Consider the following 24230-nt stretch of genomic DNA (forward strand, 5'->3'; position numbering starts at 1 on the left):
GTCAGCCCCGCTTGCCGTCGAAGAACTCCTGCGCTTCGCTGGTTTCAGTTTTTGTGTCCCTGGTGACGCGCTCAGCCGCGGTCTCGTCGGCTTCCAGAGGCTCATCGTCGGCTGCCACGGGCTCATCACCGGTAGCCGCCGGGGCTTCCCCGGACGCGTCTGTCCCCGCACCGAAACTCCGGAAGGCGAGCCCGGCGATCACGGCGCCCACCAGGGGAGCCGCGACAAAAACCCAGAGCTGCTCAACGGCCCATCCCGAGCTGAACACTGCGGAGGCAATGGCCCTTGCCGGGTTGAAGGGCAGGTTGCCCACGGACAGGCCCAGCTGGAGGAGGACGGCGAAGGACAGGCCAACGGCAACAGCTGCAGCGGAGCGGCCGTTGCTGTCCCGGCGCGCTGTTGCCAGGAAGACGGCGGTGATGATCGCGGCGCCGATCATCTCCAGCAGCAGCGCGGCCGCCAGCGGCGCCTGGATGATGGAGTGTTCGCCGAAGCCGGCAGTGACGGTGTCAAACGCCGTCCGGCTGTCCGCGATCCCGGGCAGCGTGCGCAGGATTCCGTACAGGGCCAGCGCCGCCAACAGTCCCCCGGCCAGCTGGGCTGCGGCATAGGCGGCGGCGGAACCTCCACGGATCCGGCCGGCGACGAGGTGGCCCGCCGTAATGGCGGGGTTGAAATGGCCGCCTGAAACATGGCCGAAGGCAAGCATGGCCGCGGTCACCGCGAGCCCGGCAGCAAGGGCGGCAGGCAGGGGGCTGGATTGCGGGATGCTGAACAGGGGCACGCCGAGCCCGGCAAGGGCCAGGAAGAAGCTGCCAAACGCCTCGGCCACCAGGCGTGGCAGAAGCCGTGGCTGGGCTATGTCAGTTCCGGTTGACTGGAATGCGTCGTGACGGGCCGGGACAGGCGTGCTCATGGTGGTGACCTTCGAGGTAGGCGGGTGTGGAACTGCCGACGGGCAACCCGGACATTATTCCAGTGCAGGCTGTGCGTTCGCTGGACACCGCTGCCAGCAACGCTGCCGTACTGCCACTCGCAGTGTCGCCGGTGGGGTCGGGCAGCCCGTGGCGGCCACGGTAAATTTGCAACCATGAGTATTGAGTCGGACACTTCCACCCCTTCCCTCAAGTCCCGTATCCGCGGCTGTCTCCTGGGCGGCGCGCTCGGAGATGCGTTGGGCTACGCGGTGGAGTTCGACTCGATTGACCAGGTCCGCAGCCGCTACGGCAGGAATGGCCTCACTGGTCTCGATCTCCTCACCGGTCCCGGCCATTTCTCCGATGACACCCAGATGACCCTGTATACCGTGGACGGCCTCGTTGAGGCGCTGGAGTGGGCGAACTCGGGCGTCGGCGCGGACGTCAACGCCTGCCTGTGGCTCGCGTACCTGCGGTGGTTTGCCACCCAGGGGGAAACAGCACCGCCGTCGGCTCCCGTCCCCCAAACCCGGTGGATTGATGCCCAGGAAGTGCTCCACCAGCGGCGGCATCCCGGCAAGGCCTGCATCTCCGGGCTCGCCACCGGGGAAATGGGCACCTCCGCCCGGCCCGTGAACCCTGACTCGAAGGGCTGCGGGACCGTGATGCGTTCAGCTCCGTTCGGGCTCATCCCGCACATCACACCCGACGCCGTCTACAAGCTAAGTGCCGACGCCGCCTCGCTCACGCACGGTCACCCGTCAGCCCGCCAGAGTGCGGGAACGTTCAGCCTCCTCATCCACCGCCTGGTGTCCGGTGAGGGACTGCGGGAAGCGGCAGCCGGGGCGCTGGCCCAGGCCGCCGGCCTTGATGGTGTGGCGCCCGAGCTGCCGGAACGGCTGGAGGCCGCCCTGCGATTGGCCGGAAAGGGCGTCGTGACGCCGGAGGAACTGGTCCAGGCGCTCGGCGAGGGATGGGTCGCCGAGGAAGCCCTCGCCGTCGCGCTTTACGCCGTCCTGGCCACGCTCCCGGAAGCGGCGCCGGCGGAACCAGCGCGGCACTTCCGTGATGCTGTGGCGCTGGCCGTTAACCACAGCGGCGACAGCGATTCCACCGGCTCCATTGCCGGGAACATCCTCGGCGCTTACTACGGCGAAGTCTGCCTCCCCCCGGAATGGCTTGCGGCGCTGGAAGGGCAGGACGTGATCCGCGGCATGGCGGACCAATTGGTAAAGGTCACAACCGGCGGAGACTAATGTTGTTGCAGGCCTCGCAAACTTCCGCCGGAATCAGCCCGCGCCGCTGCAGGAATCCGAAGATCACGCAGCCGAGGCAGAACCCGGCAAATGCTTCCAGCGACGCCGCCACGATCAGGATGCCCAGCACTGTCCAGGCGGCCGGGGCAGCGCCGGCCGCGAACAGGGCCAGGGCCGTAGTGGAGACCACCGCACCCATGCCTTGGGCGAAGCGCTTGGGCGGCCCGGGAACCAGTTTCACGTGGCCCAGCCGTGGGGTGATGACTTTCACGGACAGCAGTGCCAGCGGCGAGATCCGGGGTCCGAAGAGCACGCGGAGCCAGAACCCGGCGGCGATGGCCAGCAGGCCCCATCCCGACCCCGCCGCTGCCGTCACCAGCGCCAGCACAACCACCAGCCCTGCCGTCACGCGGGCGGCGTACTCGTTCACGGGGTTGGGGAAGGCAAATACGGTGCGCATGAGGCCAGGCTAGGGGCCTCCGACGCCGGGCGGAAGGTTTGTTGCGCCGCGTGAACGCGCGCGGACCTCGGCTCAGGCGCTGACGGCTCCGGCGAAACTGTTCACCATCTGCAGGAATTCACCCTCAGAAAGAACCTCGATGGCCTGTCCCCGCTCATGGAGTTCCAGGACCCGGCGGGCTTTGCCCGTGAGCCTGCCCGAGCGGAGGTCTGCGGCCACAAAGCCATCCCCCACCACCAGGACGGTGGTGCGTCCCGTGACCCGGCTCTCCGTCCGGGCACCGAATTCGGCAGAGCGCTGCTTCGCTTCGGGCCGGCCCATGGAAAGCTGTCCGGTGAAAACGACTGTCTGGCCGTAGAGCGGGTGGCCGGGCTCTGCGTGCGGATTGGGCTCGGGGTTTGCTCCCTCTTCCGGCCAGCCGCCCTGGAAGGGCCTGACCAGCCCTGCCCCGCTGGCCGCGGCGCTGGAGAGGGCGGCGAGGCTGGCCTTGGACAGCGTGTCCCGGGCGGGGTCGAAGGCTTCCTGGCGCGGCATCATGAGCCCCAGCGACAAGTAGAGCTCGGCGATGCTGTTGGCGCCGTTGCGGCCGGCGATGTCCACCAGGATGCCGGCGCAGGCACGGGCGTCTTCGGCGGCGTCGTGGTGGTTGACCAGGGGAACCCCGGCCTCCTCCGCGGCAAAGGGCAGGGAATTGGACACCAGCGAGTAGCAGCGCCTGGAAAGCATCACGGTGCAGACGTAGTCGTAGGCCGGGCCGGGCAGCCCTGACACTTCCAGCCCGGAGCGGATCACACCGAGATCGAAGGCCGCATTGTGCGCCGCAAGGATGTCATCGCCAATAAAAGCGCCGATCTCCGGGAAGAGCTCCCCAAACCGGGGCATCCCCGCGACGTCGGCGGCAGTGATCCCGTGGATCCGGACGTTCTGGTAATCGAAGTGGTCATGGCTGGCCGGCGGACGCATCAGCCATGAGGCTTCCTCAACAACCTTGCCGCCGCGGACTTTCGTCAGGCCTACCGAGCAGGGTGAGCCCCGAAATCCGTTGGCAGTTTCGAAGTCGATCGCCGTAAAGTCCAAACCCACGGGCCCCACCTTACCGCCGGACCGGCTCGTTCCCGCGCCACCCATGCGGCCATGTCACGGATATCACCCCTGTCCGCACCGGCCGGGACCTCCCGGAGCCACCGGGCGGAAGAGGCACGTCAAGTACCCTTGAGGAGTGAACTTTCCTGTGATGAACGACTTCGCTGTGTCCATGCTGGGCGGTGCGGGACCGGTGCAGCCACAGTTGGCATCCTTCCTGCCCGACTGGCTGAACCCCCAGGTCTTCCTGGCTGATCCTGCCCTCGCACCGTGGGTGGTCCTGCTTGTCTGCGGCATCGTCTTCGCAGAAACCGGGCTGCTGGTGGGCTTCTTCCTGCCGGGTGACTCGATGCTGTTCACCGCCGGCCTGCTGGTGGCCACGGACACCATTAAATTCAACGTGTGGCTGCTCGCCCTGCTGATTGTTGTGTCGGCCATCGTGGGCAACCAGACCGGTTACCTCATCGGATCCAAAGCCGGCCCGGCGATCTTCAACAAGCCCAATTCCCGCCTCTTCAAGCGCGAGAACATTGAGAATGCCCACGCCTTCTTCGAAAAGCACGGCGGAAAAGCCCTGATCCTTGCACGCTTCGTGCCGATCATCAGGACCTTTGTCCCGGTCATTGTGGGCGTTGCGCAGATGAGCAAAAAGAAGTTCTTCGTTTACAACGTCATTGGTGCCTTCCTCTGGGGCGGCGGCGTGACGCTCCTGGGGTACCTGCTGGGAGACCGGATCCCCTGGGTGCGGGACAACCTGGACATTATCTTCATCGCTATCGTGCTGGTGTCGGTTCTGCCCATCGGGGTGGAGGTCCTCCGCGGCATGGCCGCCAGGCGGCAGGCCACGGCGTACGGCACGGACCCCGTGGACGAGTTCATTGAAGAACACGCGCCCGAGGAAGAGCACAAGACGCCCCGCCACCTTGGCGGAACGCGGCCCGAGTAGCAGCGGGCCCTGCAGCTAAAAAGGGTGCGCCCCAGGCTTCGGCCCGGAGCGCACCCTTTCCTGTATTAAGGCGTTGGCAGGTTCAGTCGACCGCCCTGCGCAGGTGCCCGCTTAGCGGTACTGCAGTGCTTCGACGATGGCCGGCACAAGCGCCCGGAACGCCTTGCCGCGGTGGCTGATCGCGTTCTTCTCGCCGGCGGACAGTTCCGCGCAACTGCGGGTCTCCCCCACCGGCTGCAGCACGGGGTCGTAGCCGAAGCCGCCGTCACCGCGGGGTTCGCGCAGGAGGACGCCCTCCAGCTGCCCGTACTCCACTACCTCGCGTCCGGAATCGCCGTTTGCCGCGGGGACCGCCAGTGCCGCCGCGCAGACAAAGGCGGCGCCGCGGTGGGCATCCGGGACGTCGGAGAGCTGGTTGAGCAGAAGCCGCAGGTTCGCGGCGTCATCCCCATGGCTCCCGGCCCACCGGGCCGAGAAAATACCTGGCGCTCCGCCCATCACATCCACAGCGAGCCCGGAATCATCGGCGATGGCCACCAGGCCTGTCGCTTCGGCGACGGCCCGCGCCTTGAGCAGGGAATTCTCGGCGAACGTCACCCCCGTTTCGACGACGTCGGGGGCACCTGCCGCTGCTGCGTCCACCACTTGAGTGTCGACGTCGAGCCCTGGCACCTGCCCGCGCAGGAGCTCGCGGAGCTCCCGCAGCTTGCCCTTGTTATGGGTGGCAAGGACCAGGCGCGGGGCCACGCCTTGCCCCGGGACGGTACCTGCCGCACTCACAGTGTGTCTGCCAGGGTTTCGCGCTGGATCGCCGCGAGCTGGGTGGTTCCGAGCAGGGCCAGGTCCAGGAGCTGGTCCAGTTCCGCGCGGTCAAAGGGCGCGCCTTCGGCGGTCCCCTGGACCTCCACGAACTTGCCCGAGCCGGTGACCACCACGTTCATGTCGGTTTCCGCCCGGACGTCCTCCACGTAGGGCAGGTCCAGCATGGGTACGCCGTCGATGATGCCCACGGAGACCGCTGCGATGGTGTCAACCAGGGGCTGGGCGTTCTTCGCGATCAGCTTGTTGTCACGGGCGAACCGGATGGAGTCCGCGAGCGCAACATAGGCGCCGGTGATGGCTGCCGTGCGGGTTCCGCCGTCGGCCTGCAGGACGTCGCAGTCCAGCACGATGGTGTTCTCGCCCAGGGCCTTGGTGTCGATGATGGAGCGCAGGGAGCGGCCGATGAGCCGGGAAATCTCGTGGGTGCGGCCGCCGATTTTGCCCTTGACGGATTCGCGGTCGGAGCGGGTGTTGGTGGCGCGGGGCAGCATGGCGTACTCGGCCGTGACCCAGCCGCGGCCCTCCCCCTTGAGCCAGCGCGGCACTCCTGCGGTGAGGGAAGCCGTGCACAGGACCCGGGTGTTGCCGAACTCGATCAGGGCCGATCCCTCAGCCTGGTTGGACCATCCACGGGTGATACTGATGGGCCGGAGCTGGTCCGGGGCGCGGCCGTCGGCGCGCACAATGGGCACTGCAGTTGCTTCAGAAGTCATGCCTTTAGCTTATCCACTGCCGGGCGCACGGGCTGTCCAGGGCTATCCGACGGCAAAGGAACTCCGGGCCAAAGAACTCCCCGGCAATAAGCTGCCGGCGAAGCAAGAACTAGATGGTGTAGTGCACCCCGGCCACGGCCACCGCAACGTCGCCGCCGAAAACCGGCCGCGCCTCCGCCATCACTGTGGTCTGCGACGTCCACACCGGAATGTGCGTCAGCAGGAGCCGGCGGGCACCGGCAGCGGCAGCGGCTTCGCCTGCCCGCTTGCCCGTCAGGTGGACGTCCTTGATGCCGTCATCCCGGCCTTCCTCGAAAGCCGCTTCGCACAGGAACAGGTCAGCGCCCTTCGCGGCCTCCTCCAGGCCTGCGCAGGAGTCCGTGTCGCCGGAGTACGTTAGCGTCTTGGCAGTCCGGTTGCCCTCCTTGTCCGGCTCCACCACTTCCACCCGGAGGGCGTATGCCTCCTCCACCGGGTGGTTCACGGCGAAGGGGGTCACGGTGAAGGGACCAACGGTGACCGGCTCGCGCTCGGCCCAGTTGGTGAAGTCGAACTCCTCGCGCATGCCGGGGTCAAGTTCCAGGCCGTAGGCGGTGGCCATCCGGTCCGCCGTGGCCGCCGGTCCCCAGACCGGGATCCGGCCCCTGCCCCAGCCGCCCGGCTTCCACCGGACGGCCACGTGCAGGCCGCAGAGGTCCATGCAGTGGTCGGGGTGCAGGTGGGTGAGGAAAATCGCGTCGATGTCCTCAAGGTCGGTATACCGCTGGATGGCGCCCAGGGCCCCGCTGCCCAGGTCCATGACCACTTTCCAGGTCCGCTCGCCGTCGTTGGCGGTCAGGAGGTAGCACGACGCCGGGGATCCCGGCCCGGGAAAGGACCCGGTGCAGCCGACGATAGTGAGCTTCACTGGCCTTGACCCCCGGCCACGGAACTGCCCACAAAATTGGAGATCCGCGGGCGGGCGCCGGCGCTCTGAGCGGCCGCGATCATTTCCGGGGTGATGCGGGCCAGGCTGCCGGTGGGATACTGGGCCGCCACGTGGTCCACGTGCCGGACGGAAAGGACTTCAGGGCCAAGGAACCTGCGGGCGAGCGCCTCAAACTGGGCGGCATCCCCGGTCGCCACGAAATGGTGTTCGGGCGGGGCAGTTTCCATACGCTGGAGGTCGTGGGTGGCCAGGGCTCGATAGACGTCCTTGGCGGTCTCCTCCGCGCTGGACACCAGGGTGACGTCCGCTCCCATCACATATGAGATGACGCCGGTCAGCAGCGGGTAATGCGTGCAGCCCAGGACCACGGTGTCCACCCCGGCGGCCTTCAGCGGGGCCAGGTACTCCTCCGCCACAGCCAGCAGGGCAGGTCCGGTGGTAATTCCGGCCTCCACGTAGCTGACGAATTCCGGGCAGGCCACCGACGTGATTTCCAGGTCCGGCGCGGCGGCAAAGGTATCCTCGTAGGCCCGCGAGCCCACGGTGGCGGACGTGCCGATCACCCCCACCCTTCCACTGCGGGTGGCGGCAACGGCGCGCCGCACCGCCGGCTGGATGACCTCGATGACAGGGATGCCGTACTTCGCCGTATACCTCTCGCGGGCGTCACGGAGCACAGCGGCCGACGCCGAGTTGCAGGCTATGGTGAGCAGCTTGACGCCGGAGTCCACCAGTTCGTCCATCACGCCCAGGGCGTTGGCACGGACTTCCGCAATGGGCAGCGGACCGTAAGGCCCGTGCGCGGTATCCCCCACGTAGAGGATGGACTCGTTGGGGAGCTGGTCAATGATGGAGCGTGCCACGGTCAGGCCGCCCACTCCGGAGTCGAACACACCGATGGGCCGGGATTCGACGGCGGCGGCCGGCAGGTCGCTGGCTTCGGACCCTGCTGCTTCAGCTGACGGGTCCATGCTCGAGGCTGTTGTCATGATTATTCGAGGATAGGTCTTCCCCGGAGCCTCAGCCATCATCTTGTGGCCTGCGACTCATGTCTAATTTGTCACACGCCTGACACGGAAGGACCCGGCCACCGCTCAACGGCGGGTGTCCAGCGACTGGAGCATAGCCTGGACCAGCGATTCCTGCAGCCAGGTGGCGAAGTTGTAGACCAGGGCCAGGTAGCTCTCCACATCCTCGGCCTGGGACCAGTCCTGCATGAGGTGGACGTGCTCGGCGTCCTCTTCGTCCTGGATGTCCAGGCGCTCGGCCAGGACCAGCCGGACGTCGTTCAGCGCGGTTGACCAGTGCCGGGCTCCCTCGGCGGTCAGGACGATCTCATCCTTGTCCAGGTCCAGCGCGGCGGCCCGGAGGGCTCCGATCTTTGTCTCACGGAGGGACCGCTCGGTGAGCTGGCGGAACTCCAGCGACGCGCCGTCGTCGTTCTTCATCACATTCGGAAGCAGCCGCTTCATTGCCCTGTCCGTGGGCTCGGCGACGTCCATGTCGAGGCCGATCATGGCGGCCAGCGGGTCCTGGCCTTTCCGCTCCTCCGGCTGAAGCATGGAGATGACGTCGTCGATGAGGCTGCGCAGCAGCTCCCGCTCGGTGGGCTCCAGGTAGCCGGTGATTCCTTTAAGTCCGTACTTGAACGCCTTAGCCACGCTTCCCCTTACCCTGGCCGGACCCGCCGGACTTTCCTGAATTACCGCCCGATCCACCGCTGGCCTTCTCCACCGTGGCCCACAGCCCGAAGCCGTGCATGGCCACCGCGTGGCGCTCCACCTGTTCCTTGCTGCCGTTGGCAACGATCGAGCGGCCCTTCTTGTGAACCTCCATCATGAGCTTGTTCGCTTTGGTCTCCGAGTAGCCGAAGTAGCTTTGGAACACGTAGCTGACGTAGCTCATGAGATTGACCGGGTCATTCCAGATCACCAGGTTCCAGGGGATGTCCGGGGCGGCCAGGAAATCGGTGGACTCCGCCGTGCCGGTCCGGGTGCCCTCTTGCGTATCAGGGCCGAGCGCAACGCTTAAGGTCATCTGTCCATTCTATGGGGAGGATGGGCCCACGCCGCGAAGCGAAGCGAGACGTGGGAGCCGGTGGATGGGCCCACGCCGGCGAGGGCCCCGCGGCGAAGCGAAGCGAGACGTGGGAGCCGGTGGGGACTAGAGTGACTTTCGTGAGCACCTCAGCCGGCTGGGACCATCCCCGCACGTCCTTTTACACCGACCACTACGAGCTGACCATGCTGCAGGCGTCGCTCCATTCGGGTGCCGCGCACCGCAGGTCCGTCTTCGAGGCCTTCGCCCGGCGGCTCCCGGACGGCCGGCGCTACGGGATCGTGGCAGGGACTGGCCGGCTGCTGGAGGGCATTGCGAACTTCCGGTTCGGGGAGGCGGAACTGGACTTCCTGGCCCGGACCAAGGTGGTGAACGAGGAGACGCTGGAGTACCTGGCGTCCTACCGCTTCAGCGGTGACATCTGGGGCTACCCGGAGGGCGAAGCCTACTTCCCGTACTCCCCCATCCTCATCGTCGAGGCCACCTTTGCCGAAGCCTGCATGCTGGAGACCTACCTGCTCTCGGTCCTCAACCACGACAGCGCCATCGCATCCGCAGCGTCGCGGATGGTCACCGCCGCCGGCGGCCGCCCCTGCATCGAGATGGGTTCCCGGCGCACCCACGAGGAGGCAGCCACCGCGTCCGCGAGGGCAGCCATCATTGCCGGGTTCGACAGCACGTCCAACCTTGAAGCGGGCATCCGCTACGGGGTCAAGACAGTAGGCACCGCCGCCCACTCCTTCACGCTCCTCCACGACACCGAGCGGGACGCTTTCGAGGCACAGATTGCGTCCCTCGGCGAGTCCACATCCCTCCTGGTGGATACGTACGACGTCGAAAAAGCCGTGCGTGCGGCCGTGGACCTCGCGGGTCCACGCCTTGGCGCCGTCCGGCTTGATTCCGGCGACCTCGTGGCCCAGGCCCAATGGGTGCGCCAGCTCCTGGACCAGCTGGGCAACGAGAACACCAAGATCGTGGTCACCTCGGACCTGGACGAGTTTGCGATCGCCGCGCTGCAGTCCGCGCCGGTGGATTCCTACGGCGTAGGGACGTCCCTGGTCACCGGATCCGGGGCGCCCACCGCCAGCATGGTCTACAAGCTCGTCAGCCGCACGGACAACGACGGGAACTTCGTCTCCGTGGCCAAGGCCGCCAAGAACAAGGCCAGCGTGGGCGGCCGGAAGTACGCCCTCCGGAAGCTGGACGAACGGGGCATTGCCACCTCCGAAATAGTGGGCGTGGGCCACCGACCCGAGGACGACGGCAACGACCGTCCGCTGCTGGTCCAGTTCATGAAGAACGGCGAACTCATGCCGGGCTGGACCGGCCATGAAGGCGTGGTCCGTGCCCGCCGCCGCCACGCCGAAACCATGGCTGAACTGCCCGCAGTGGTCAACCGCCTCCAGCGGGGGGAAGCAGCCATTCCCACCAATTACGAGGAGAACTGATGTCCCGGGCCCTGATCATCGTCGATGTCCAGAACGATTTCTGTGAAGGGGGATCCCTCGCTGTCAAAGGCGGAGCGGAAGTGGCCGGCGCCATCAGCGAATACATCGACGCGCACCACAACGAGTTCGACCACATCGTGGCCACCCAGGACTGGCACATCAATCCGGGCGACCACTTCTCGGAAACCCCTGACTTCGTGGACAGCTGGCCGCCGCACTGTGTGGCGGGGACCCGGGGAGCGGAGCTTCACCCGGACCTGGACACCGAATACATCGAGGCCTATTTCCAGAAGGGGCAGTTCGCTGCCGCCTACTCCGGCTTTGAGGGACTGCTGGCACCTGAGGATGCCGTTCCCACCGGCGAGCGGCAGCCGGGCGCGCTGCCCGGCACCGGCGAAGCTGACCGGTTCACCCCGGATGAAGACGCCATCGGTCTGGACGACTGGCTGCAGAGCAACGACGTCGAGGAGGTGGTGGTGGTGGGCATCGCCACCGACTACTGCGTCAAAGCCACGTCACTGGATGCCGTGCAGGCGGGCTACTCCGTAACGGTCATCCGGCCCCTGACAGCGGGAATTGCCGATGACCTGGAGGAAACAATCACCGAGCTGGAACTCGGCGGCGTGGACGTCTCCTGACCTGTCGCAGAAACCAGAACTGGCCCGGCGCTCTGCACCGGGCCACTTCCGTTCCAGGTCACTGTTATTTCCTGCCGATGAACCAGTCCTGAAGCTTCCGCAGGCGGGACTGCAGCTGTTCCTCGTTCGCCTGGGCCACGGGCGGGCCTCCGCACACCGTTCGCAGCTTGGTGTGCACCACGCCGTGCGGCGTGCCGGTCCGGGCTGACCAGGCAGCCACGTTTTTGGCCAGCTCGTTCCGGAGGTCCATCAGCAGCCGGTGGTCGGGGACCGCCGGTCCAGGAGCAGCCGCCGCCGCGGGAGCCTTCCGGTTCTTGCGGTTGAGCTGCTCATGCTGGCGTTGCCGCAGGAGTGTGCCCACCTGCTCGGCGTCCAGCAGCCCGGGAATGCCCAGGAAGTCCAGCTCGTCCTCGGAGCCCACTTCACCACCGGTTCCGAACTCGCCGCCGTCGAACAGGACGCGGTCAAAGGACGCCTGGGAGTCCAGGGCTTCGAACTTGCCCTTGGTCAGGCTGTCGGAGGCCTTGTCCTCACGGTTGGCCTCCGCCATCAGCGAGTCTTCCGGGTTGAAGAGGCCGTCCCCGTCCTCTTTCTCCGGCCGGTCCAGGGCATGGTCCCGTTCGGCCTCCATCGAGTTGGCCAGCGCCATCAGCTGGGGTACCGAGGGCAGGAAGACCGACGCCGTCTCGCCCCTTTTGCGGGCACGCACGAAGCGGCCCACGGCCTGGGCGAAAAACAGCGGGGTTGAGGTGGAAGTGGCGTACACCCCGACGGACAGCCGGGGAACGTCGACGCCTTCAGACACCATGCGGACGGCCACCATCCACCGTTTCTCGCTGGCGGTGAATTCCTCGATCTTGCTGGAGGCCTTGGCATCATCGGACAGGATGACGGTGGGCGATTCCCCCGTGATCCTTTTCAACTGTCCGGCGTACGCCCGGGCGTCCTCGTGGTCCGTGGCAATCACCAGTCCGCCGGCATCGGGGACGGTGCGGCGCACTTCACTCAGCCGTTTGTCCGCCCCGGCCAGTACGGCTGGAATCCATTCGCCCGCCGGGTTCAGGGCCGTCCGCCAGGCATGTGAGGTGATGTCCTTGGTCACGGCGGCCTCGCCGAGCGACGCCGCCATCTCCTCGCCGGCGCTGGTGCGCCAGCGCATCTGGCCCGAGTACGCCATAAACATCACCGGCCGGACCACGTGGTCCCGCAGGGCGTTGCCGTAGCCGTAGGTGTAGTCCGCCTTGGAACGGCGGATGCCGTCCCGGTCCTCCGCGTACTCCACGAACGGAATGGGCGAGGTATCTGAGCGGAAGGGTGTTCCGGTCAGGGAGAGCCGGCGCGCTGCGGGGTCGAATGCCTCCCGGAGGCCGTCGCCCCAGGAGAGTGCCTCGCCACCGTGGTGGATTTCGTCAAGAATCACCAGTGTCCGCGCGGCCTCCGTTTTGGCCCGGTGCAGCAGGGGCTTGCTGGCCACTTGGGCATAGGTCACGGCGACACCGATGAAGCCGCGGCCGTGCTGGCCGTCGGAGTTCTTGAAGTTGGGGTCGATGGCGATGCCGACTTTGGCAGCCGCGTCCGCCCACTGGCGCTTCAGGTGGTCCGTGGGTGCCACGATGGTCACGCGGTTCACCGCTCCGGAGTCGATCAGCGTGGACGCGATACGGAGCGCGAAAGTGGTTTTACCGGCGCCGGGGGTGGCCACCGCCAAGAAGTCCCGCGGACTTGCCCTCAGGTAGAGGTCCAGGGCTTCCTGCTGCCAGGCACGGAGTTTCGGGGCGGTTCCCCAGGCTGCACGTTCCGGATAAGCCGGAGGCAGGGTGGGGCCGCCAAAGAGCGTCTCCGTCACTATTTGTTGTTGCCTGAGTCCCCTCCGGGACCCTTGCCGCCGTCGTTGCCCGGGCGGAGGCCGTCATAGACCTCTTTGCACATAGGGCACACCGGGAACTTTTGCGGATCCCGGCCCGGCGTCCAGACTTTGCCGCACAGGGCGATGACAGGCTCGCCGGTCAGCGCGGACTCCATGATCTTTTCCTTGCGCACATAGTGCGAAAAGCGCTCCCGGTCCCCGGGCTCCACCTCTTGGCGCAGTTCCTCGCGCTCAATGGTGGCTGTGGACGTTCCAGCCCCGGAAAGCTCGCGCATCGGGTCGTTTTCGAGAGGGTCCGTCATGCTAGTCATGCGATCCATCTTAGCCGTTCCGGCGGCCGGCCGTTCGACGCCGGAGGGTCCCGCAGCGCCGCCCGGAACCTGCCGCCGTCGTACTTTTCCGTCGCGTTGCCCCGCGTCCCAGCGGCGGTCAGAGTCCCTGCCAGGCAGGTTTGTTGTCGTAGGTGTGGCGGTAAAAATCCGCCAGCTTCAAGGCCGAGGCGGCAGACTCGTCCAGCAGGACCGTGGCATGCGGATGGAACTGCAGCACCGACGCGGGGCAGACCGCAGCCACCGGCCCTTCAACGAATTCGCGCACTGCCTGCGCCTTCTGTGCCCCGGTTGCCACGAGGATCACATGCCGTGCGTCCATGATGGTGCCCAGGCCCTGGGTGAGGACGTGGTGCGGGACCTCGGCCAGGCTGCTGAAGAACCGGGCGTTGTCCCGGCGTGTCTGCTCGATAAGGCTCTTGATCCGGGTGCGTGAGGCAAAGGAGGAGCCCGGCTCGTTGAAGCCGATATGGCCGTCGGTGCCGACGCCCAGGAGCTGGAGGTCGATGCCGCCGGCTGCCGCGATGGATTCCTCATAGGCACGGCAGGCGGGCAGTATGTCCGTTGCTGTTCCGTCCGGTCCGTGAACGTTGTCCGGCGGGATGTTCACCCGGTTGGTGAACTCCCGCCGGATCACCTCACGATAGGACTCCGGGTGGCCGGCGGGCAGGCCAACGTATTCGTCCAGCGCAAACCCGTGCGCCCGGCTGAAGTCCAGGCCGTCGCGCTCGTGGCGGGCCGCCAGCTCATCGTAGATGGGCAACGGCGAGGACCCGGTGGCCAGGCCCAGGACGGCGTCCGGCTTCCGCCGGAGCAGCTCCCCGATGGCGTCAGCTGCCAGCTTGCTGATCTGCTTGCTGCCGTTGAGGATAACGACTTCCATGCTTTTCCTTTCCGGGCTTTTCAGCGGTTGACGGTGACCTGGGCCAGAAGTTCGGGCCCCCGGGCGTCCAGCCATTTCCCGCCCAGCCTCACGCCGGTCACCAAGAGTGCCGGCCCCACCAGTAGCCCGGCGCCGAGGTCCAGCCAGCCAAAAAGACTGTTGCCGGTGACGAGCTGGGCCACCAGGAGCGCAGCCTCGGGCAGAACCAGGACAAACAAAATTCCCATCCCGGCGAACTGGACGGCCAGGGTCTGGCCCACGTTTCCGGGCGGCTTCTTGAAGGGGCTGTCCCCCGGCAGCGGAACCGCCACGGTGTAGCGGGCCGAAACCACGGAGGACAATCCCAGCCCCGTAAAGAGGATTCCCAGGCTCAATCCCAGCTGGCCGGGCAAGGACGCCCAGTCCGTGGTGAAGGCGGCGTGGCCAACGGCGAACACCAGGACCACCGGCAGGGCGAAGGCCAGGCAGGCGAGCGCCCGGCCCAGCCGGTCGTCCACGCCCCGCACGCCGCTGGCCAGGTGCAGCGCGAAGGCGGTGTTGTCATAGGAGACATCGGCGGAGATGGACCAGGCGAGGATAAACGCCGTCGGGGGCGCCAGGAAAGCAAGGGTGCTGAAGTCGCCGGTCTGGCTGCCCTGGAACACCAGCAGCACCGGGAGCAGCGGGACCACGATGAGGGAGCCGGAGTAGCGGGGATCGCGGATCCAGTAGGTGAGGGACCGGGCCATGACGGCGCCGGCAGGAACGGCGGGCAGGAGCCCGAACAGGCCGAGCTTTCCGCCCTTGCGCTTGCCGCTGCCCGAGTAGGGCGGATTAACCAGGGCCCGCTCCAGGAGCAGCTTCCAGCACCAGGCAAGTCCGGCCAGGACAGCGGCCGCTACGAGCAGCTTCAGGGCAGCCGGTCCCGGATGCCCTGCTGCGATATCGCCGGCGACGGACCAGGGGGCACCCAGCGGGGTCCACGACATCGCCTGCGCGAACTCCGGGAGGAAACCGGCGGAGGCGGAGATTCCCCGGCTCAATCCCGCCACGATCGGGCCCAGCAGGACCAGCGGAACCATAAACGCGATGGCGCTGACGTCCTTGAAGCGCCGGGAGGCGGCGAGGCTTGCAGTTGCCGTGGTCACCACCTTGGACAGCACGATGCAGGTCAGCACCCCCAGCGCTGCCCCGACGAGGGCTGCGAGCGCGGGCAGCACGCCCCGGGACCAGGTCACCACCGTGGACAATGCCACCAGGGTTGTGGCCAGGCCGGGAATCCCGATCAGCCCGCCCAGCGCCAGCCCCGCCAGCAGCTGCTTCATGGGGATGGCGAAGGTGGTGAAGCGGGCCGGATCGAGCGTCATGTCCGTGGCCGAGGCGACTACGGGAATGATTCCCCAGCCGAGGATGGCCGCGGACCCGCCGAGCACCACGGCTGTTTGGGCCAGTTCCTGGTCCGCCCGGCGCAGCAGGACCAGCACCACTACCAGCGTGGCCACCAGGCCAAGCGCATAGAGCCCGGCGAAGGCCATGCCCACCAGTTGCCAGGGGCTGCGGCGCAGGCCGTTGCGCAGCAGCGTCAGTTTGAGCCTCAGAAGGTGCGCAACCATTCCAGCCCTTCCGTGTGGCTGCGGCCGCCCACCAGTTGGACGAAACGGTCCTCCAGCGAGGCCCCGCCGCGCACCTCGTCAACCGTACCCGCGGCCAGCAGCCGGCCGGCGGCCACCACGGCAACGTGGTCGCACATGCGCTGCACCAGGTCCATGACGTGGCTGGAGACGATCACCGTTCCGCCGGAGGCCACGTAGCTGTCCAGGATGGATCGAATATTGGCGGCAGAGACCGGATCCACTGCCTCGAAGGGTTCGTCCAGCACCAGCAGCCGGGGTGCATGGATGAGGGCTGAGGCCAGGGCGATTTTTTTGGTCATGCCGGCGGAGTAGTCCACCACCAGGGTGCCCGCGTCCTGGGCCAGGTCCAGGGCTGCCAGCAGTTCCCCCACGCGGCTGGCCGCCACGTCCTTGTCCATGCCGCGCAGCAGTCCTGCGTACGTGACCAGCTGCTCGCCCGTGAGCCGATCGAACAGCCGCACGCCATCGGGCAGGATGCCCATCAGCCGCTTGGCCTCCAGCGGCCGGGCCCAGACGTCCACCCCGTGAACGACGGCCGTGCCAAAGTCAGGGCGCAGGAGCCCGGTGGCCATTGACAACGTAGTGGTCTTGCCAGCACCGTTCGGGCCCACGATTCCGAAGAACGAACCGGCCGGCACGTCCAGGCTGATGCCGTCCACCGCGATCTTCTGGCCAAAGCGCTTGGCCAGGCCGCGGATGGAGAGCGCGGCTACGGGAGCGGCGGCCCGTGCCGGGTCTGGTTGCTGAGCAGTCATGAAGCCAGACTAGTCCTCAGCGTGCGGAACGGGCGTCCTCCCGCAGGAGCAGAGAGTTAGGGCCAGTACGCCGGCAACGATCAGAAAGTCCGGCGCGGCACCGCCCGTTCGTACTGCGGCGCCCACTTGATGTCGTGGCCCAGTTCAAACGCTGCGCGCAGCCACCAGTGCGGGTCCCGCAGGGCAGCGCGGGCGATGAAAACGCCGTCTGCCTGCCCTGTGGCAATGGCGTGCTCAGCCTGGCCGGCGGAGGTCAGCAGGCCCACGGTACCAGTGGGCACTCCGGCCTCGCTGCGGACAGCGGCGGAGAACCCGGTCTGGTAGCCGGGACCGGCCTTGATCTGCTGATGGGCCACGGCCCCGCCGCTGGAAACGTCGACGAGGTCCACACCATGTTGGGCGGCCTGCCGGGCCAGGCGCACGGAGGCTGCCAGGTCCACCCCGCCTTCGGCCCAGTCGCTCGCCGAGATCCTCAGCAGCAGGGGCATCGAGTCCGGAATGACATCCCGCACCGCATCCACCACCGCAAGCATGAGCCTGTTCCGGCCTTCTTCGTTCCCGCCCCAGGCATCAGTCCGCGCATTGATCAGCGGGCTCTGGAACTGGTGCAGCAGGTAGCCGTGCGCCCCGTGGATCTCCAGGGTGTCGAATCCTGCATCCACGGCCCGGACTGCGGCCGCGGCGAAGTCCTTGATGACTCCCTTGATCTGTTCCTCCGTCATTTCGGACGGCACAGCATAGCCATCGAAGGCAGACGGCGAGGGCCCCACGGTGGTCCAGCCGCCGTCGGACTCCGGGACACTGCCCTGCCGGCCGGAGAAGGGCCAGTACGTGGAGGCCTTCCGGCCGGCATGGGCCAGCTGGGCGCCGATTTTTGCGTCGGCCGCACCGTAGCGGTGCACGAAGGAGGTGATCCGCTGCCAGGCCTCCGCCTGGGCGTCGTTATACAGGCCGGCGTCCCGGGGACTGATCCTGCCTTCGGCGTTAACTGCCGCCGCCTCGGTGAGGATCAGCGCCGCGCCGCCGGCGGCGAAGGAGCCCAGGTGCATCAGGTGCCAGTCGTGCGGAACTCCCGGCGCCTCGTCAGGATCGCAGCTGTACTGGCACATGGGCGACACCCAGCCGCGGTGCTGGAGCTCCAGCGAACGGAGTTTGAGCGGCTCGAACAGTGCGGACACTAGAACAGCACCCGTGCCAGGGCCTGGCGTGCCTTGCCAACCCGCTCGTCTGACGTCCCTACCACCTCGAACAGCTCCAGCAGGCGGACCCGGGCGGTCTCACGTTCCGGTCCGAAATTCCTGCCGATAAAGCTGACCAGCCGGTTCAGCGCGTCCTCCACGTGCCCGCCGGCAACGTCGAGATCGGCAATGGCAAGCTGGGCCTCCAGGTTGTCCGGTTCATCGGCCGCCTGGGCGCGGAGGGCTTCGCTGTCCTGGGCCGTGATCGGCTGGAGCCGCAGCATCAGCTCCACCTGGGCCAGCCCGGCCTTCGCCTCGCGGTCCGACGGCATCTCGTTCAGCGCCTGGCGGTAGGCGTCCGCAGCAGCTGCGTAGTCGCCTGCCTCGATGGCATCAAAGGCGGCCTGGTGCAGCGGCGGCAGCGGCGCGGGCTCCGCATCTGCCCCGGTTTCCCCGCCCAGGCTTCCCGTCACGCCGTTTGCCGCTGCCACTTTCAACAGTTCGTCGAACAGGCTGCGTACCTGCTGTTCGTCTGCACCGCCCTGGAACAGGGGGACGGGCTGGCCCTTCAGCACGGCAACGGCGGTGGGCACCGCCTGCACCTGGAACGCCTGGGCCAGCTGCGGGAACGCTTCGATATCGGCAGCACCGAGGACCAGCCGGCCGCCGTAGCTGTCCACCACCCGCTCAAGGACGTCCAGCATGCCGGCGGACTCGGGCGAGTAGGAGGCCCAGAGCGCAAATACCACGGGCACCTGCGCTGAGAGCTCCACCAGTTGCTGGAAATTGGCCTCGGTGACGTTGACCTTCAGTTCCGGAGCGCCGGGAGCCGAGCCGGGCTGTCCATCGCCGGTTGTGGGCGGCGGTGCGGACGGGCCGGACGGTGCCGGGCGCTGCTTCAGTGAAGAAAGGTCGACGGCGCCGCGCAGGTTAAGCAGGCTGGCAGCGGCAGGAGGGACTGGGCGGGAAGCTGGCGAACTCATGCTTTCCACTCTAGCCACTCCGGCCGCTGCCGGGGGTACTGCAGATCCGGGGACTACTTGAAGCTGGCTCCTACCAGCCCGCGGGTTGCGGCCACAAGCTTCATGGGATCGGCGGAGCCCGCCGGCGGCACGTACACGGCCGTGGATTCGGCGAAGCTGAGGACCATCCCGGTGGTGGTTTCCTTGCCGCCGGCCAGGGCCGCAGCGTCGTCGCCGATGGTCAGCTTGTCACCGGCGGCCTTGGGGGTTCCCTCGAAACCGAAGTTGATCCGGCCCAGGACCAGCGCGCCGCCGTCGGCAGTTCGGAACACCACAGTGCTTTCCGGAACCACCTTGTGCGTGAACGAGAAACTTCCGTTCTCGCCGGCCTTGACCACCTCGGACTGGTAGGACAGCGTGTCGGCGATGTACGGCGAGGACTCACCCTCCACGAGCTTGTCCTTGAAGGCGGAATCTGCGGTGGTGAGCCTGTCGGCCAGGCCGGCCATGGCTTCTTCACCGCTGTAGAGCAGTCCGGTCTTGTCGCCGGGGGCCACGGTTTCCGTCCCGTCACGGTTAATGGTGGGGAAGGTCGTCCCGGGCTGCAGCGGATTGGTTTCCACGAGCTTGTAGTTCTCGCGCGGTGACGCCTGGACGAGGGTCAGCAGCTGCGGCACAACGTTTCCGTCGCCCTGCGTCACGGCCAGGACGGACCGGGGCCACTCGCGGTCCTTGGTGACCACGGTGGTGAGGAGCTTGGTGGAGCGGACGGGCATGCGTGCCTCGTAGGATCCCACCTGGGAGCGGATCTTGTAGTTCTGCGTCCGGACTTCCAGTTCGGTTCCGCCTACCCTCTCGGCCAGCTTTGCCGCGTCCTTTGCCGCGTCACTGGCATCCGCGGCACTGGAGACCTGCTCCAGGATGCGGCGGAACTGGGCATCCAGCAGCACCGGCGAAGCGGCCTGCTCCTGCGCGGCGGCAGGCGCTGTTGAGGCGGGGCCCGACGAGGGCGCGGGCGACGCCGCATGTGCCGCAGTACCGGCTCCGGCAACCACAGCCACGGTGACCGCTCCGGCGGCAACCATGCTCATGCGGGAGGACGAACGGGCTTCGGACCGGGCGCGGGCACGCTGGGCAAAACCGCTGCCCTCCCCGTCGCCTTCACCGTTGCGCTTGCGGACGGAGAGCAGGGCCAGGACGATGCCGCCCAGGATCAGGAGGGAGCCCAGCACCATCAGCGGGATGGCCCACGGTGTGGAGGTGTCGTTCGGGAACGTCATCGAGATGGAGGCCGGGGCAGGCCGGGTTCCGTCCGAAGCCAGCAGGAGCGTCCAGTCGCCGTCAGCGGGCGGTGTCCAGGAGTAATCCAGCTCGCCGCTGGCGTTCTCAGTGGAAACCCAAAGATCGGAGCCGGCCGGGCTCGGCGCTGTGGCCTCGCCGTCGGCATGTTCAACCTGGAGGGACTTTCCGTCCTCCGAAACCCCCGTGACCGTGTTGTGCGCTGTTGGCCCCACCCAGGCATCCACGTCGTCGGGACGGCCTGCCGCCAGCAGGAAGTTGCCGTCACCCTCGATGCTGATCTTGACGGTTCCGCCGTGCAGGGTCCGCAGCTTCTGGTCAATGACGGTCAACGGCGCCGCCTGCCCGTCAGCGGGGGCGGAGGCCGTGAATGTCTCGGAAGGGGCCCAGATGGTTCTCTGGCCGATGCCGGCCAACAGTGTCAGGAGGCCGAGCAGCACGAGTGCGACTGCAGTCTTTAAACGCAAGGGAACACCTATCATCAGCGGGGGTTTAGCTTCAATAGTAACGGTTTTGTTACCACGGCCCCCGATCGGGCTGCGCAACGGCACCCGCGGCGGCTCCTGAACACGGCCCCTCCGCGGGTGTTGACAAGGCTGCTGATAGTGTTTGCGATGATCATCACACCGGCCCGCAGCAGCGGCGCCACGCACCGAACAGGCCCCACATCCCAGTGACTGACAAGACGGACGAGTCCTCCGCGGCATTCGAGAATCCGGAAGGTGCAGAGCCTTCGGCGAAGGCGGCCCAGGACCCTGCGCCGGCGCACCGGCGGGGGTCGGCCGCGGCTGCCCTCGGACTGGTGGTCCGCCGCCTTCGCCAGCCGCTGCCCGGGGCCCAGCCGAGGCTCCGGTTCGAAATGCCGCCGGAGTACTCCCAGCACGAGGAATCCACCGAGGATCCCGACGGCGTGAGCCGCCCCCAGTTCGGTGACCCGGGCCCCCGGATGTCCCCGCAGCATCCGCTCTATCTGGGATTTATGGGCACCGTCGGCGTGGGTGTGGCACTGCTCGTCTATTGGATCGGGTCCCACACCACGCAGCTGCTTCTGTGGATCGTCGCCGCGCTCTTCATCGCCCTGGGCCTTGAGCCGGTGGTCGGGTGGCTCGAAAGCCGCCGGATTCCACGCCCGGCCGGCATCCTGGTGTCCGTCAGCGTGCTGGTGGCTGCCGTCGTCGGCTTTTTTGCCACCCTGATCCCCACCATCGTGGAACAGGTCAGCGAGATCGTGGAGCAGGCGCCCGTCTGGGTCAGGGACTTTATGAACTCGGACCTGTTCCGCACCCTCGATGACCAGTTCGGGGTCCGCGACCGGATCGCCGAAGAAGTCAACAAGTTCGTGAATGACCCCGAAGCCATGGGCGGGATCGCGGGCGGCGTGGTGGGATTCGGGTCCACGGTGGCCAACGGGTTGTTCGGGGCCCTGATCGTCCTGGTGCTCAGCCTGTATTTCCTGGCCGCGCTGCCGGCGATGAAGAAGTGGGGCTACCGGCTGGCTCCGCGCTCCCGCCGCCACCGGGTGGAGGCACTGTCCGAGGAAATCACCAAATCGGTGGGCAACTACGTCATCGGACAGGCCTGCGTGGCCCTCCTGAATGCGACGTTCGCCTTTATCGTGATGTCCGTCGTGGGGGTCCCGTTCGCCCTGCTGCTGGCGTTTGTGGTGGCACTGCTTGCCTTTATCCCGCTGGTGGGGGGCATGATCGCCGGCGTGGTGGTAATCCTCATTGCCCTCACGGTGGGCTGGCAGACCGCCGCGGTTTACGGCATCTGCTACTTCGCGTACCTGCAGTTCGAGGCGTATTTCATCTCGCCGCGCATCATGCAGAAGGCGGTGGCCGTACCCGGAGCGGTGGCTGTCATCTCGGTCATCGCAGGCGGCAGCCTGCTCGGTGTCCTGGGCGCACTGATCGCTATTCCCACCGCGGCCGCCATCCTGCTGCTGATCAAGGAAATCTATATCGTCCGCCAGGACAAGCACTAAACCCCGGGGCTCCGGGGCCGGGCGCGCTGTGCCTTAGCCCGGCCGCTAGGCCGGCGCGCTGGCCACCGGCCCTTCCCATTCATGGGGAAGGCTGGTTCCCCCGGCGCCGGTGACCTCATGCACAATCTCGTTCAGGACCCGGCCGGCGTACTTCTCCCCCACCCACAGGTGCTTGGCACCCTTGACGCCCACCACGCGGGCCTGCGGCACCAGGCTGAAGCGCTCCGCCGCGGCGTCGGGCTGCAGGTAGTCATCGTATTCGGGCACCAGCACCGTAAGCGGCTTGCCGGACTGCGCCCACTGCTGGAGGTGGGAGTCCTTGGCCCGGTGCAGCGGCGGCGAAAGCAGGATGGCGCCCTCGATTTCCGACGCCACGGGGTCAACGGCCCCGTACATCAGGGCAAGCTCGGTGCCGAAGGACCAACCCACCAGCCACCGGTTGGGCAGGCCGCGTTCGACGGCGAAGCGTACAGCTGCCTCCACATCATGCTGCTCCCCGATACCCTCTTCAAAGGCCCCGGTGCTCGTGCCACGAGGGGATTCGGTGCCGCGCGTGTTGAACCGGAGCACCGCGATGCCGGCCAGGGCCGGCAGCCGGTAGGACGCCTTGCGGTAAACATGCGAATCCATAAAACCGCCGTGGGTAGGCAGCGGATGCAGGGTAATCAGGGTGGCGTTCACCGGTCCGGATTCCGGGAGCGCCAGTTCGCCCACCAGGGTATGCCCGTCCGCCGTCTTCAACTCCACGTTTTCCCGCCTGGCCGGCAGGACTGTGGAGGCACGGATGGGAGTGGGCCCAGTGGACTGGCTGAATTCGTACGACGCCGGATCAAGAGTCATGCCTGCCAGCTTAGCGACAGCAGGACTGCTGCCGCCCGCGGGACTTAACGGTAGCGGTAACTGCGCGACATCCAGCAGTTGGTGTGCCAGTGCCGCCGTTCCGCCAGGCCGGCTGCCGCACCGAAGAGATGGTCATCCTTCCACACCACCAGATGGGCGACTCCTGGCAATACGGCAGTGGAGCACTCGGGGCAAATGTAGGTCTTCCCGGCGTTTTTGGCGGTCATGGTGCGGACCATCCATTCGCCGTCCGGCGCACTTTCATGCCGGGCGATGCCGGCCCGGGCCCGTTCCAGGTCAAGCTCCGGAACGTCCCCGCTCCCCTTTTTTCCGGCCGCCCGGCCGGAAGAGGCACCCTTGCCCGAGACAGGACGGCGGGGACGGTTGGAACGCGGCATGCCTCCATTCTGCCCCAACCGCCCACCCCGGGAGTCCTGGCGGCACTGCCGGCAGGACCGTCGCCGGGACCAGCCGGGGCGGCTGCACGCGGTAGTCTGTACGGCGTGCGACTTGTGATAGCCCGATGCTCCGTTGATTACGTTGGCCGGCTCAAAGCCCATCTTCCACTTGCCACCAGGCTCCTGCTGGTCAAGGCCGACGGCTCGGTCCTGGTCCATTCGGACGGCGGCTCCTACAAACCCCTGAACTGGATGAGTCCGCCGGCCACCTTGCGCGTCTCGTCCCCCGAGGATGTGGACCTTGAACTCGGGGTTGTTGAGCAGTGGACCGTGCAGTCTGCGAAGACAGATGACCGCCTCATCATCAACATCCACGAGAAACTCAGCGAGTCATCGCACGACCTGGGCGTGGACCCAGGCCTCATCAAGGACGGTGTGGAGGCGGACCTGCAGCGGCTCCTGGCGGAGCAGATTGAAACGCTGGGCGAAGGCTATTCCCTGATCCGCCGTGAGTATTTCACGGCGATCGGGCCGGTGGATATCCTGGCCAGGGATAAGGACGGGGCCACAGTGGCCATCGAACTCAAGCGGCGCGGCGACATTGACGGCGTGGAGCAGCTCACACGGTACCTTGAACTGCTGAACCGCGATCCCCTGCTGGCGCCGGTCCGCGGGATCTTCGCTGCCCAGCAGATCAAGCCCCAGGCGAAGGTCCTGGCGAGGGACCGCGGAATTGATTGCGTCACCCTTGATTACGACGCTATGCGTGGTGTGGACGACATTGAGTCCCGGCTTTTCTGACGCTGCCTTTAGCAGGACGCAGGTAATCAGCACACTGCCCTTCCTGGGGCGC

25 protein-coding genes are annotated in these 24230 nt (G+C 67.1%); 6 read left to right on the plus strand and 19 right to left on the minus strand.

All coding sequences use genetic code 11. The features are described 5' to 3' along the window. Position 1: 1 nt before the first annotated feature. On the minus strand, positions 2-916 hold the full coding sequence (locus QFZ36_RS04515) for an aquaporin (RefSeq protein WP_306634250.1): 915 nt from the start codon (positions 914-916) through the stop codon (positions 2-4). Positions 917-1090: 174 nt separating this feature from the next. Between QFZ36_RS04515 and QFZ36_RS04520 the strand changes: the two genes are divergently transcribed. Beyond that, the gene (locus QFZ36_RS04520; protein ID WP_306634251.1) at positions 1091-2173 is read left to right on the plus strand and encodes an ADP-ribosylglycohydrolase family protein; all 1083 of its coding nucleotides are present in this window, start codon (positions 1091-1093) and stop codon (positions 2171-2173) included. Here the strand turns inward: QFZ36_RS04520 and QFZ36_RS04525 are convergent. After that, on the minus strand, positions 2154-2633 hold the full coding sequence (locus QFZ36_RS04525) for a DUF4395 domain-containing protein (RefSeq protein WP_306634253.1): 480 nt from the start codon (positions 2631-2633) through the stop codon (positions 2154-2156). The genes QFZ36_RS04520 and QFZ36_RS04525 overlap by 20 nt on opposite strands. Before the next feature lie 72 nt (positions 2634-2705). Continuing rightward, entirely contained in the window at positions 2706-3716 is a 1011-nt protein-coding gene (locus QFZ36_RS04530) for an exonuclease domain-containing protein (RefSeq protein WP_306634254.1), read from the minus strand. 151 nt (positions 3717-3867) lie between these two features. Here QFZ36_RS04530 and QFZ36_RS04535 point away from each other — a divergent pair, with 151 nt between their 5' ends. After that, complete coding sequence (locus tag QFZ36_RS04535) at positions 3868-4662, plus strand: VTT domain-containing protein (protein WP_306639094.1); 795 nt, start codon at positions 3868-3870, stop codon at positions 4660-4662. 111 nt (positions 4663-4773) lie between these two features. Here QFZ36_RS04535 and rdgB read toward each other — a convergent pair whose 3' ends face one another. From rdgB to clpS, 6 genes are all read right to left on the minus strand, one after another. Continuing rightward, positions 4774-5442 carry an RdgB/HAM1 family non-canonical purine NTP pyrophosphatase gene (gene rdgB, locus QFZ36_RS04540; protein ID WP_306634258.1) on the minus strand — a complete coding sequence of 223 codons (669 nt, stop codon included), beginning with the start codon at positions 5440-5442 and terminating at the stop codon, positions 4774-4776. After that, the gene (rph, locus tag QFZ36_RS04545; protein WP_306634259.1) at positions 5439-6197 is read right to left on the minus strand and encodes a ribonuclease PH; all 759 of its coding nucleotides are present in this window, start codon (positions 6195-6197) and stop codon (positions 5439-5441) included. Before rph ends, rdgB begins: the two co-directional genes overlap by 4 nt. A gap of 109 nt (positions 6198-6306) precedes the next feature. Continuing rightward, a complete protein-coding gene (locus tag QFZ36_RS04550; protein WP_306634261.1) occupies positions 6307-7104 on the minus strand; it encodes an MBL fold metallo-hydrolase in 798 nt (265 codons plus the stop codon). Beyond that, entirely contained in the window at positions 7101-8114 is a 1014-nt protein-coding gene (gene murI, locus QFZ36_RS04555) for a glutamate racemase (protein WP_373427015.1), read from the minus strand. The genes QFZ36_RS04550 and murI overlap by 4 nt, the downstream gene beginning before the upstream one ends. Before the next feature lie 105 nt (positions 8115-8219). After that, positions 8220-8786 carry a DUF2017 domain-containing protein gene (locus tag QFZ36_RS04560; RefSeq protein WP_306634263.1) on the minus strand — a complete coding sequence of 189 codons (567 nt, stop codon included), beginning with the start codon at positions 8784-8786 and terminating at the stop codon, positions 8220-8222. Further along, on the minus strand, positions 8779-9162 hold the full coding sequence (gene clpS / locus QFZ36_RS04565; RefSeq protein WP_306634264.1) for an ATP-dependent Clp protease adapter ClpS: 384 nt from the start codon (positions 9160-9162) through the stop codon (positions 8779-8781). Before clpS ends, QFZ36_RS04560 begins: the two co-directional genes overlap by 8 nt. A gap of 140 nt (positions 9163-9302) precedes the next feature. Between clpS and QFZ36_RS04570 the strand changes: the two genes are divergently transcribed. Then, complete coding sequence (locus QFZ36_RS04570; protein WP_306634266.1) at positions 9303-10631, plus strand: nicotinate phosphoribosyltransferase; 1329 nt, start codon at positions 9303-9305, stop codon at positions 10629-10631. After that, on the plus strand, positions 10631-11269 hold the full coding sequence (locus tag QFZ36_RS04575) for an isochorismatase family protein (protein WP_306634267.1): 639 nt from the start codon (positions 10631-10633) through the stop codon (positions 11267-11269). The genes QFZ36_RS04570 and QFZ36_RS04575 overlap by 1 nt, the downstream gene beginning before the upstream one ends. Before the next feature lie 64 nt (positions 11270-11333). Here QFZ36_RS04575 and QFZ36_RS04580 read toward each other — a convergent pair whose 3' ends face one another. The 8 genes from QFZ36_RS04580 to QFZ36_RS04615 all read right to left on the minus strand — a co-directional run bounded on the left by QFZ36_RS04580 (position 11334) and on the right by QFZ36_RS04615 (position 20637). Continuing rightward, positions 11334-13115 (minus strand): DEAD/DEAH box helicase, encoded by a 1782-nt coding sequence (locus tag QFZ36_RS04580; protein ID WP_306634269.1) that lies wholly within the window; start codon positions 13113-13115, stop codon positions 11334-11336. Next, positions 13115-13447: a DUF3039 domain-containing protein gene (locus tag QFZ36_RS04585; RefSeq protein WP_373427016.1), complete on the minus strand. Its 333-nt coding sequence runs from the start codon at positions 13445-13447 to the stop codon at positions 13115-13117. The genes QFZ36_RS04580 and QFZ36_RS04585 overlap by 1 nt, the downstream gene beginning before the upstream one ends. A 118-nt stretch (positions 13448-13565) precedes the next feature. Beyond that, the gene (gene nagB, locus QFZ36_RS04590; protein WP_306634272.1) at positions 13566-14348 is read right to left on the minus strand and encodes a glucosamine-6-phosphate deaminase; all 783 of its coding nucleotides are present in this window, start codon (positions 14346-14348) and stop codon (positions 13566-13568) included. A 20-nt stretch (positions 14349-14368) separates the two neighbouring features. After that, positions 14369-15940: a transporter gene (locus QFZ36_RS04595; RefSeq protein WP_306634274.1), complete on the minus strand. Its 1572-nt coding sequence runs from the start codon at positions 15938-15940 to the stop codon at positions 14369-14371. Further along, positions 15922-16716: an ABC transporter ATP-binding protein gene (locus QFZ36_RS04600; RefSeq protein WP_306634277.1), complete on the minus strand. Its 795-nt coding sequence runs from the start codon at positions 16714-16716 to the stop codon at positions 15922-15924. The genes QFZ36_RS04595 and QFZ36_RS04600 overlap by 19 nt, the downstream gene beginning before the upstream one ends. Positions 16717-16796: 80 nt before the next feature. Next, entirely contained in the window at positions 16797-17894 is a 1098-nt protein-coding gene (locus QFZ36_RS04605) for an NADH:flavin oxidoreductase/NADH oxidase (protein WP_306634280.1), read from the minus strand. Continuing rightward, the gene (locus tag QFZ36_RS04610; protein ID WP_306634282.1) at positions 17894-18877 is read right to left on the minus strand and encodes a tetratricopeptide repeat protein; all 984 of its coding nucleotides are present in this window, start codon (positions 18875-18877) and stop codon (positions 17894-17896) included. Before QFZ36_RS04610 ends, QFZ36_RS04605 begins: the two co-directional genes overlap by 1 nt. A gap of 53 nt (positions 18878-18930) precedes the next feature. After that, positions 18931-20637: a hypothetical protein gene (locus QFZ36_RS04615; protein ID WP_306634284.1), complete on the minus strand. Its 1707-nt coding sequence runs from the start codon at positions 20635-20637 to the stop codon at positions 18931-18933. 191 nt (positions 20638-20828) lie between these two features. Between QFZ36_RS04615 and QFZ36_RS04620 the strand changes: the two genes are divergently transcribed. Next, positions 20829-22139 carry an AI-2E family transporter gene (locus QFZ36_RS04620; RefSeq protein WP_373427017.1) on the plus strand — a complete coding sequence of 437 codons (1311 nt, stop codon included), beginning with the start codon at positions 20829-20831 and terminating at the stop codon, positions 22137-22139. 45 nt (positions 22140-22184) lie between these two features. Here QFZ36_RS04620 and QFZ36_RS04625 read toward each other — a convergent pair whose 3' ends face one another. Together QFZ36_RS04625 and QFZ36_RS04630 are read right to left on the minus strand one after the other, a co-directional pair. Next, on the minus strand, positions 22185-22979 hold the full coding sequence (locus tag QFZ36_RS04625) for an alpha/beta hydrolase (RefSeq protein ID WP_306634286.1): 795 nt from the start codon (positions 22977-22979) through the stop codon (positions 22185-22187). Between the two features lie 44 nt (positions 22980-23023). After that, positions 23024-23377 carry an ATP/GTP-binding protein gene (locus tag QFZ36_RS04630; protein ID WP_306634288.1) on the minus strand — a complete coding sequence of 118 codons (354 nt, stop codon included), beginning with the start codon at positions 23375-23377 and terminating at the stop codon, positions 23024-23026. A 105-nt stretch (positions 23378-23482) separates the two neighbouring features. Here QFZ36_RS04630 and nucS point away from each other — a divergent pair, with 105 nt between their 5' ends. Further along, the gene (gene nucS / locus QFZ36_RS04635; protein ID WP_306634290.1) at positions 23483-24178 is read left to right on the plus strand and encodes an endonuclease NucS; all 696 of its coding nucleotides are present in this window, start codon (positions 23483-23485) and stop codon (positions 24176-24178) included. Positions 24179-24230 lie beyond the last annotated feature (52 nt).

Origin of the sequence: Pseudarthrobacter siccitolerans (assembly GCF_030823375.1) — a bacterium.
GTDB lineage: Bacteria > Actinomycetota > Actinomycetes > Actinomycetales > Micrococcaceae > Arthrobacter > Arthrobacter siccitolerans_A.

What these genes read in the sequence shown, in the direction of transcription:
- QFZ36_RS04610 (WP_306634282.1), bottom strand. Translation starts at nt 18,877, where the DNA reads ATGAGTTCGCCAGCTTCCCGCCCAGTCCCTCCTGCCGCTGCCAGCCTG.
- QFZ36_RS04615 (WP_306634284.1), bottom strand. Translation starts at nt 20,637, where the DNA reads ATGATAGGTGTTCCCTTGCGTTTAAAGACTGCAGTCGCACTCGTGCTG.
- QFZ36_RS04515 (WP_306634250.1), bottom strand. Translation starts at nt 916, where the DNA reads ATGAGCACGCCTGTCCCGGCCCGTCACGACGCATTCCAGTCAACCGGA.
- QFZ36_RS04595 (WP_306634274.1), bottom strand. Translation starts at nt 15,940, where the DNA reads ATGGTTGCGCACCTTCTGAGGCTCAAACTGACGCTGCTGCGCAACGGC.
- rph (WP_306634259.1), bottom strand. Translation starts at nt 6,197, where the DNA reads ATGACTTCTGAAGCAACTGCAGTGCCCATTGTGCGCGCCGACGGCCGC.
- nagB (WP_306634272.1), bottom strand. Translation starts at nt 14,348, where the DNA reads ATGGAAGTCGTTATCCTCAACGGCAGCAAGCAGATCAGCAAGCTGGCA.
- QFZ36_RS04585 (WP_373427016.1), bottom strand. Translation starts at nt 13,447, where the DNA reads ATGACTAGCATGACGGACCCTCTCGAAAACGACCCGATGCGCGAGCTT.
- QFZ36_RS04575 (WP_306634267.1), top strand. Translation starts at nt 10,631, where the DNA reads ATGTCCCGGGCCCTGATCATCGTCGATGTCCAGAACGATTTCTGTGAA.
- QFZ36_RS04520 (WP_306634251.1), top strand. Translation starts at nt 1,091, where the DNA reads ATGAGTATTGAGTCGGACACTTCCACCCCTTCCCTCAAGTCCCGTATC.
- clpS (WP_306634264.1), bottom strand. Translation starts at nt 9,162, where the DNA reads ATGACCTTAAGCGTTGCGCTCGGCCCTGATACGCAAGAGGGCACCCGG.
- QFZ36_RS04600 (WP_306634277.1), bottom strand. Translation starts at nt 16,716, where the DNA reads ATGACTGCTCAGCAACCAGACCCGGCACGGGCCGCCGCTCCCGTAGCC.
- QFZ36_RS04535 (WP_306639094.1), top strand. Translation starts at nt 3,868, where the DNA reads ATGAACGACTTCGCTGTGTCCATGCTGGGCGGTGCGGGACCGGTGCAG.
- QFZ36_RS04630 (WP_306634288.1), bottom strand. Translation starts at nt 23,377, where the DNA reads ATGCCGCGTTCCAACCGTCCCCGCCGTCCTGTCTCGGGCAAGGGTGCC.
- QFZ36_RS04525 (WP_306634253.1), bottom strand. Translation starts at nt 2,633, where the DNA reads ATGCGCACCGTATTTGCCTTCCCCAACCCCGTGAACGAGTACGCCGCC.
- murI (WP_373427015.1), bottom strand. Translation starts at nt 8,114, where the DNA reads ATGACAACAGCCTCGAGCATGGACCCGTCAGCTGAAGCAGCAGGGTCC.
- QFZ36_RS04625 (WP_306634286.1), bottom strand. Translation starts at nt 22,979, where the DNA reads ATGACTCTTGATCCGGCGTCGTACGAATTCAGCCAGTCCACTGGGCCC.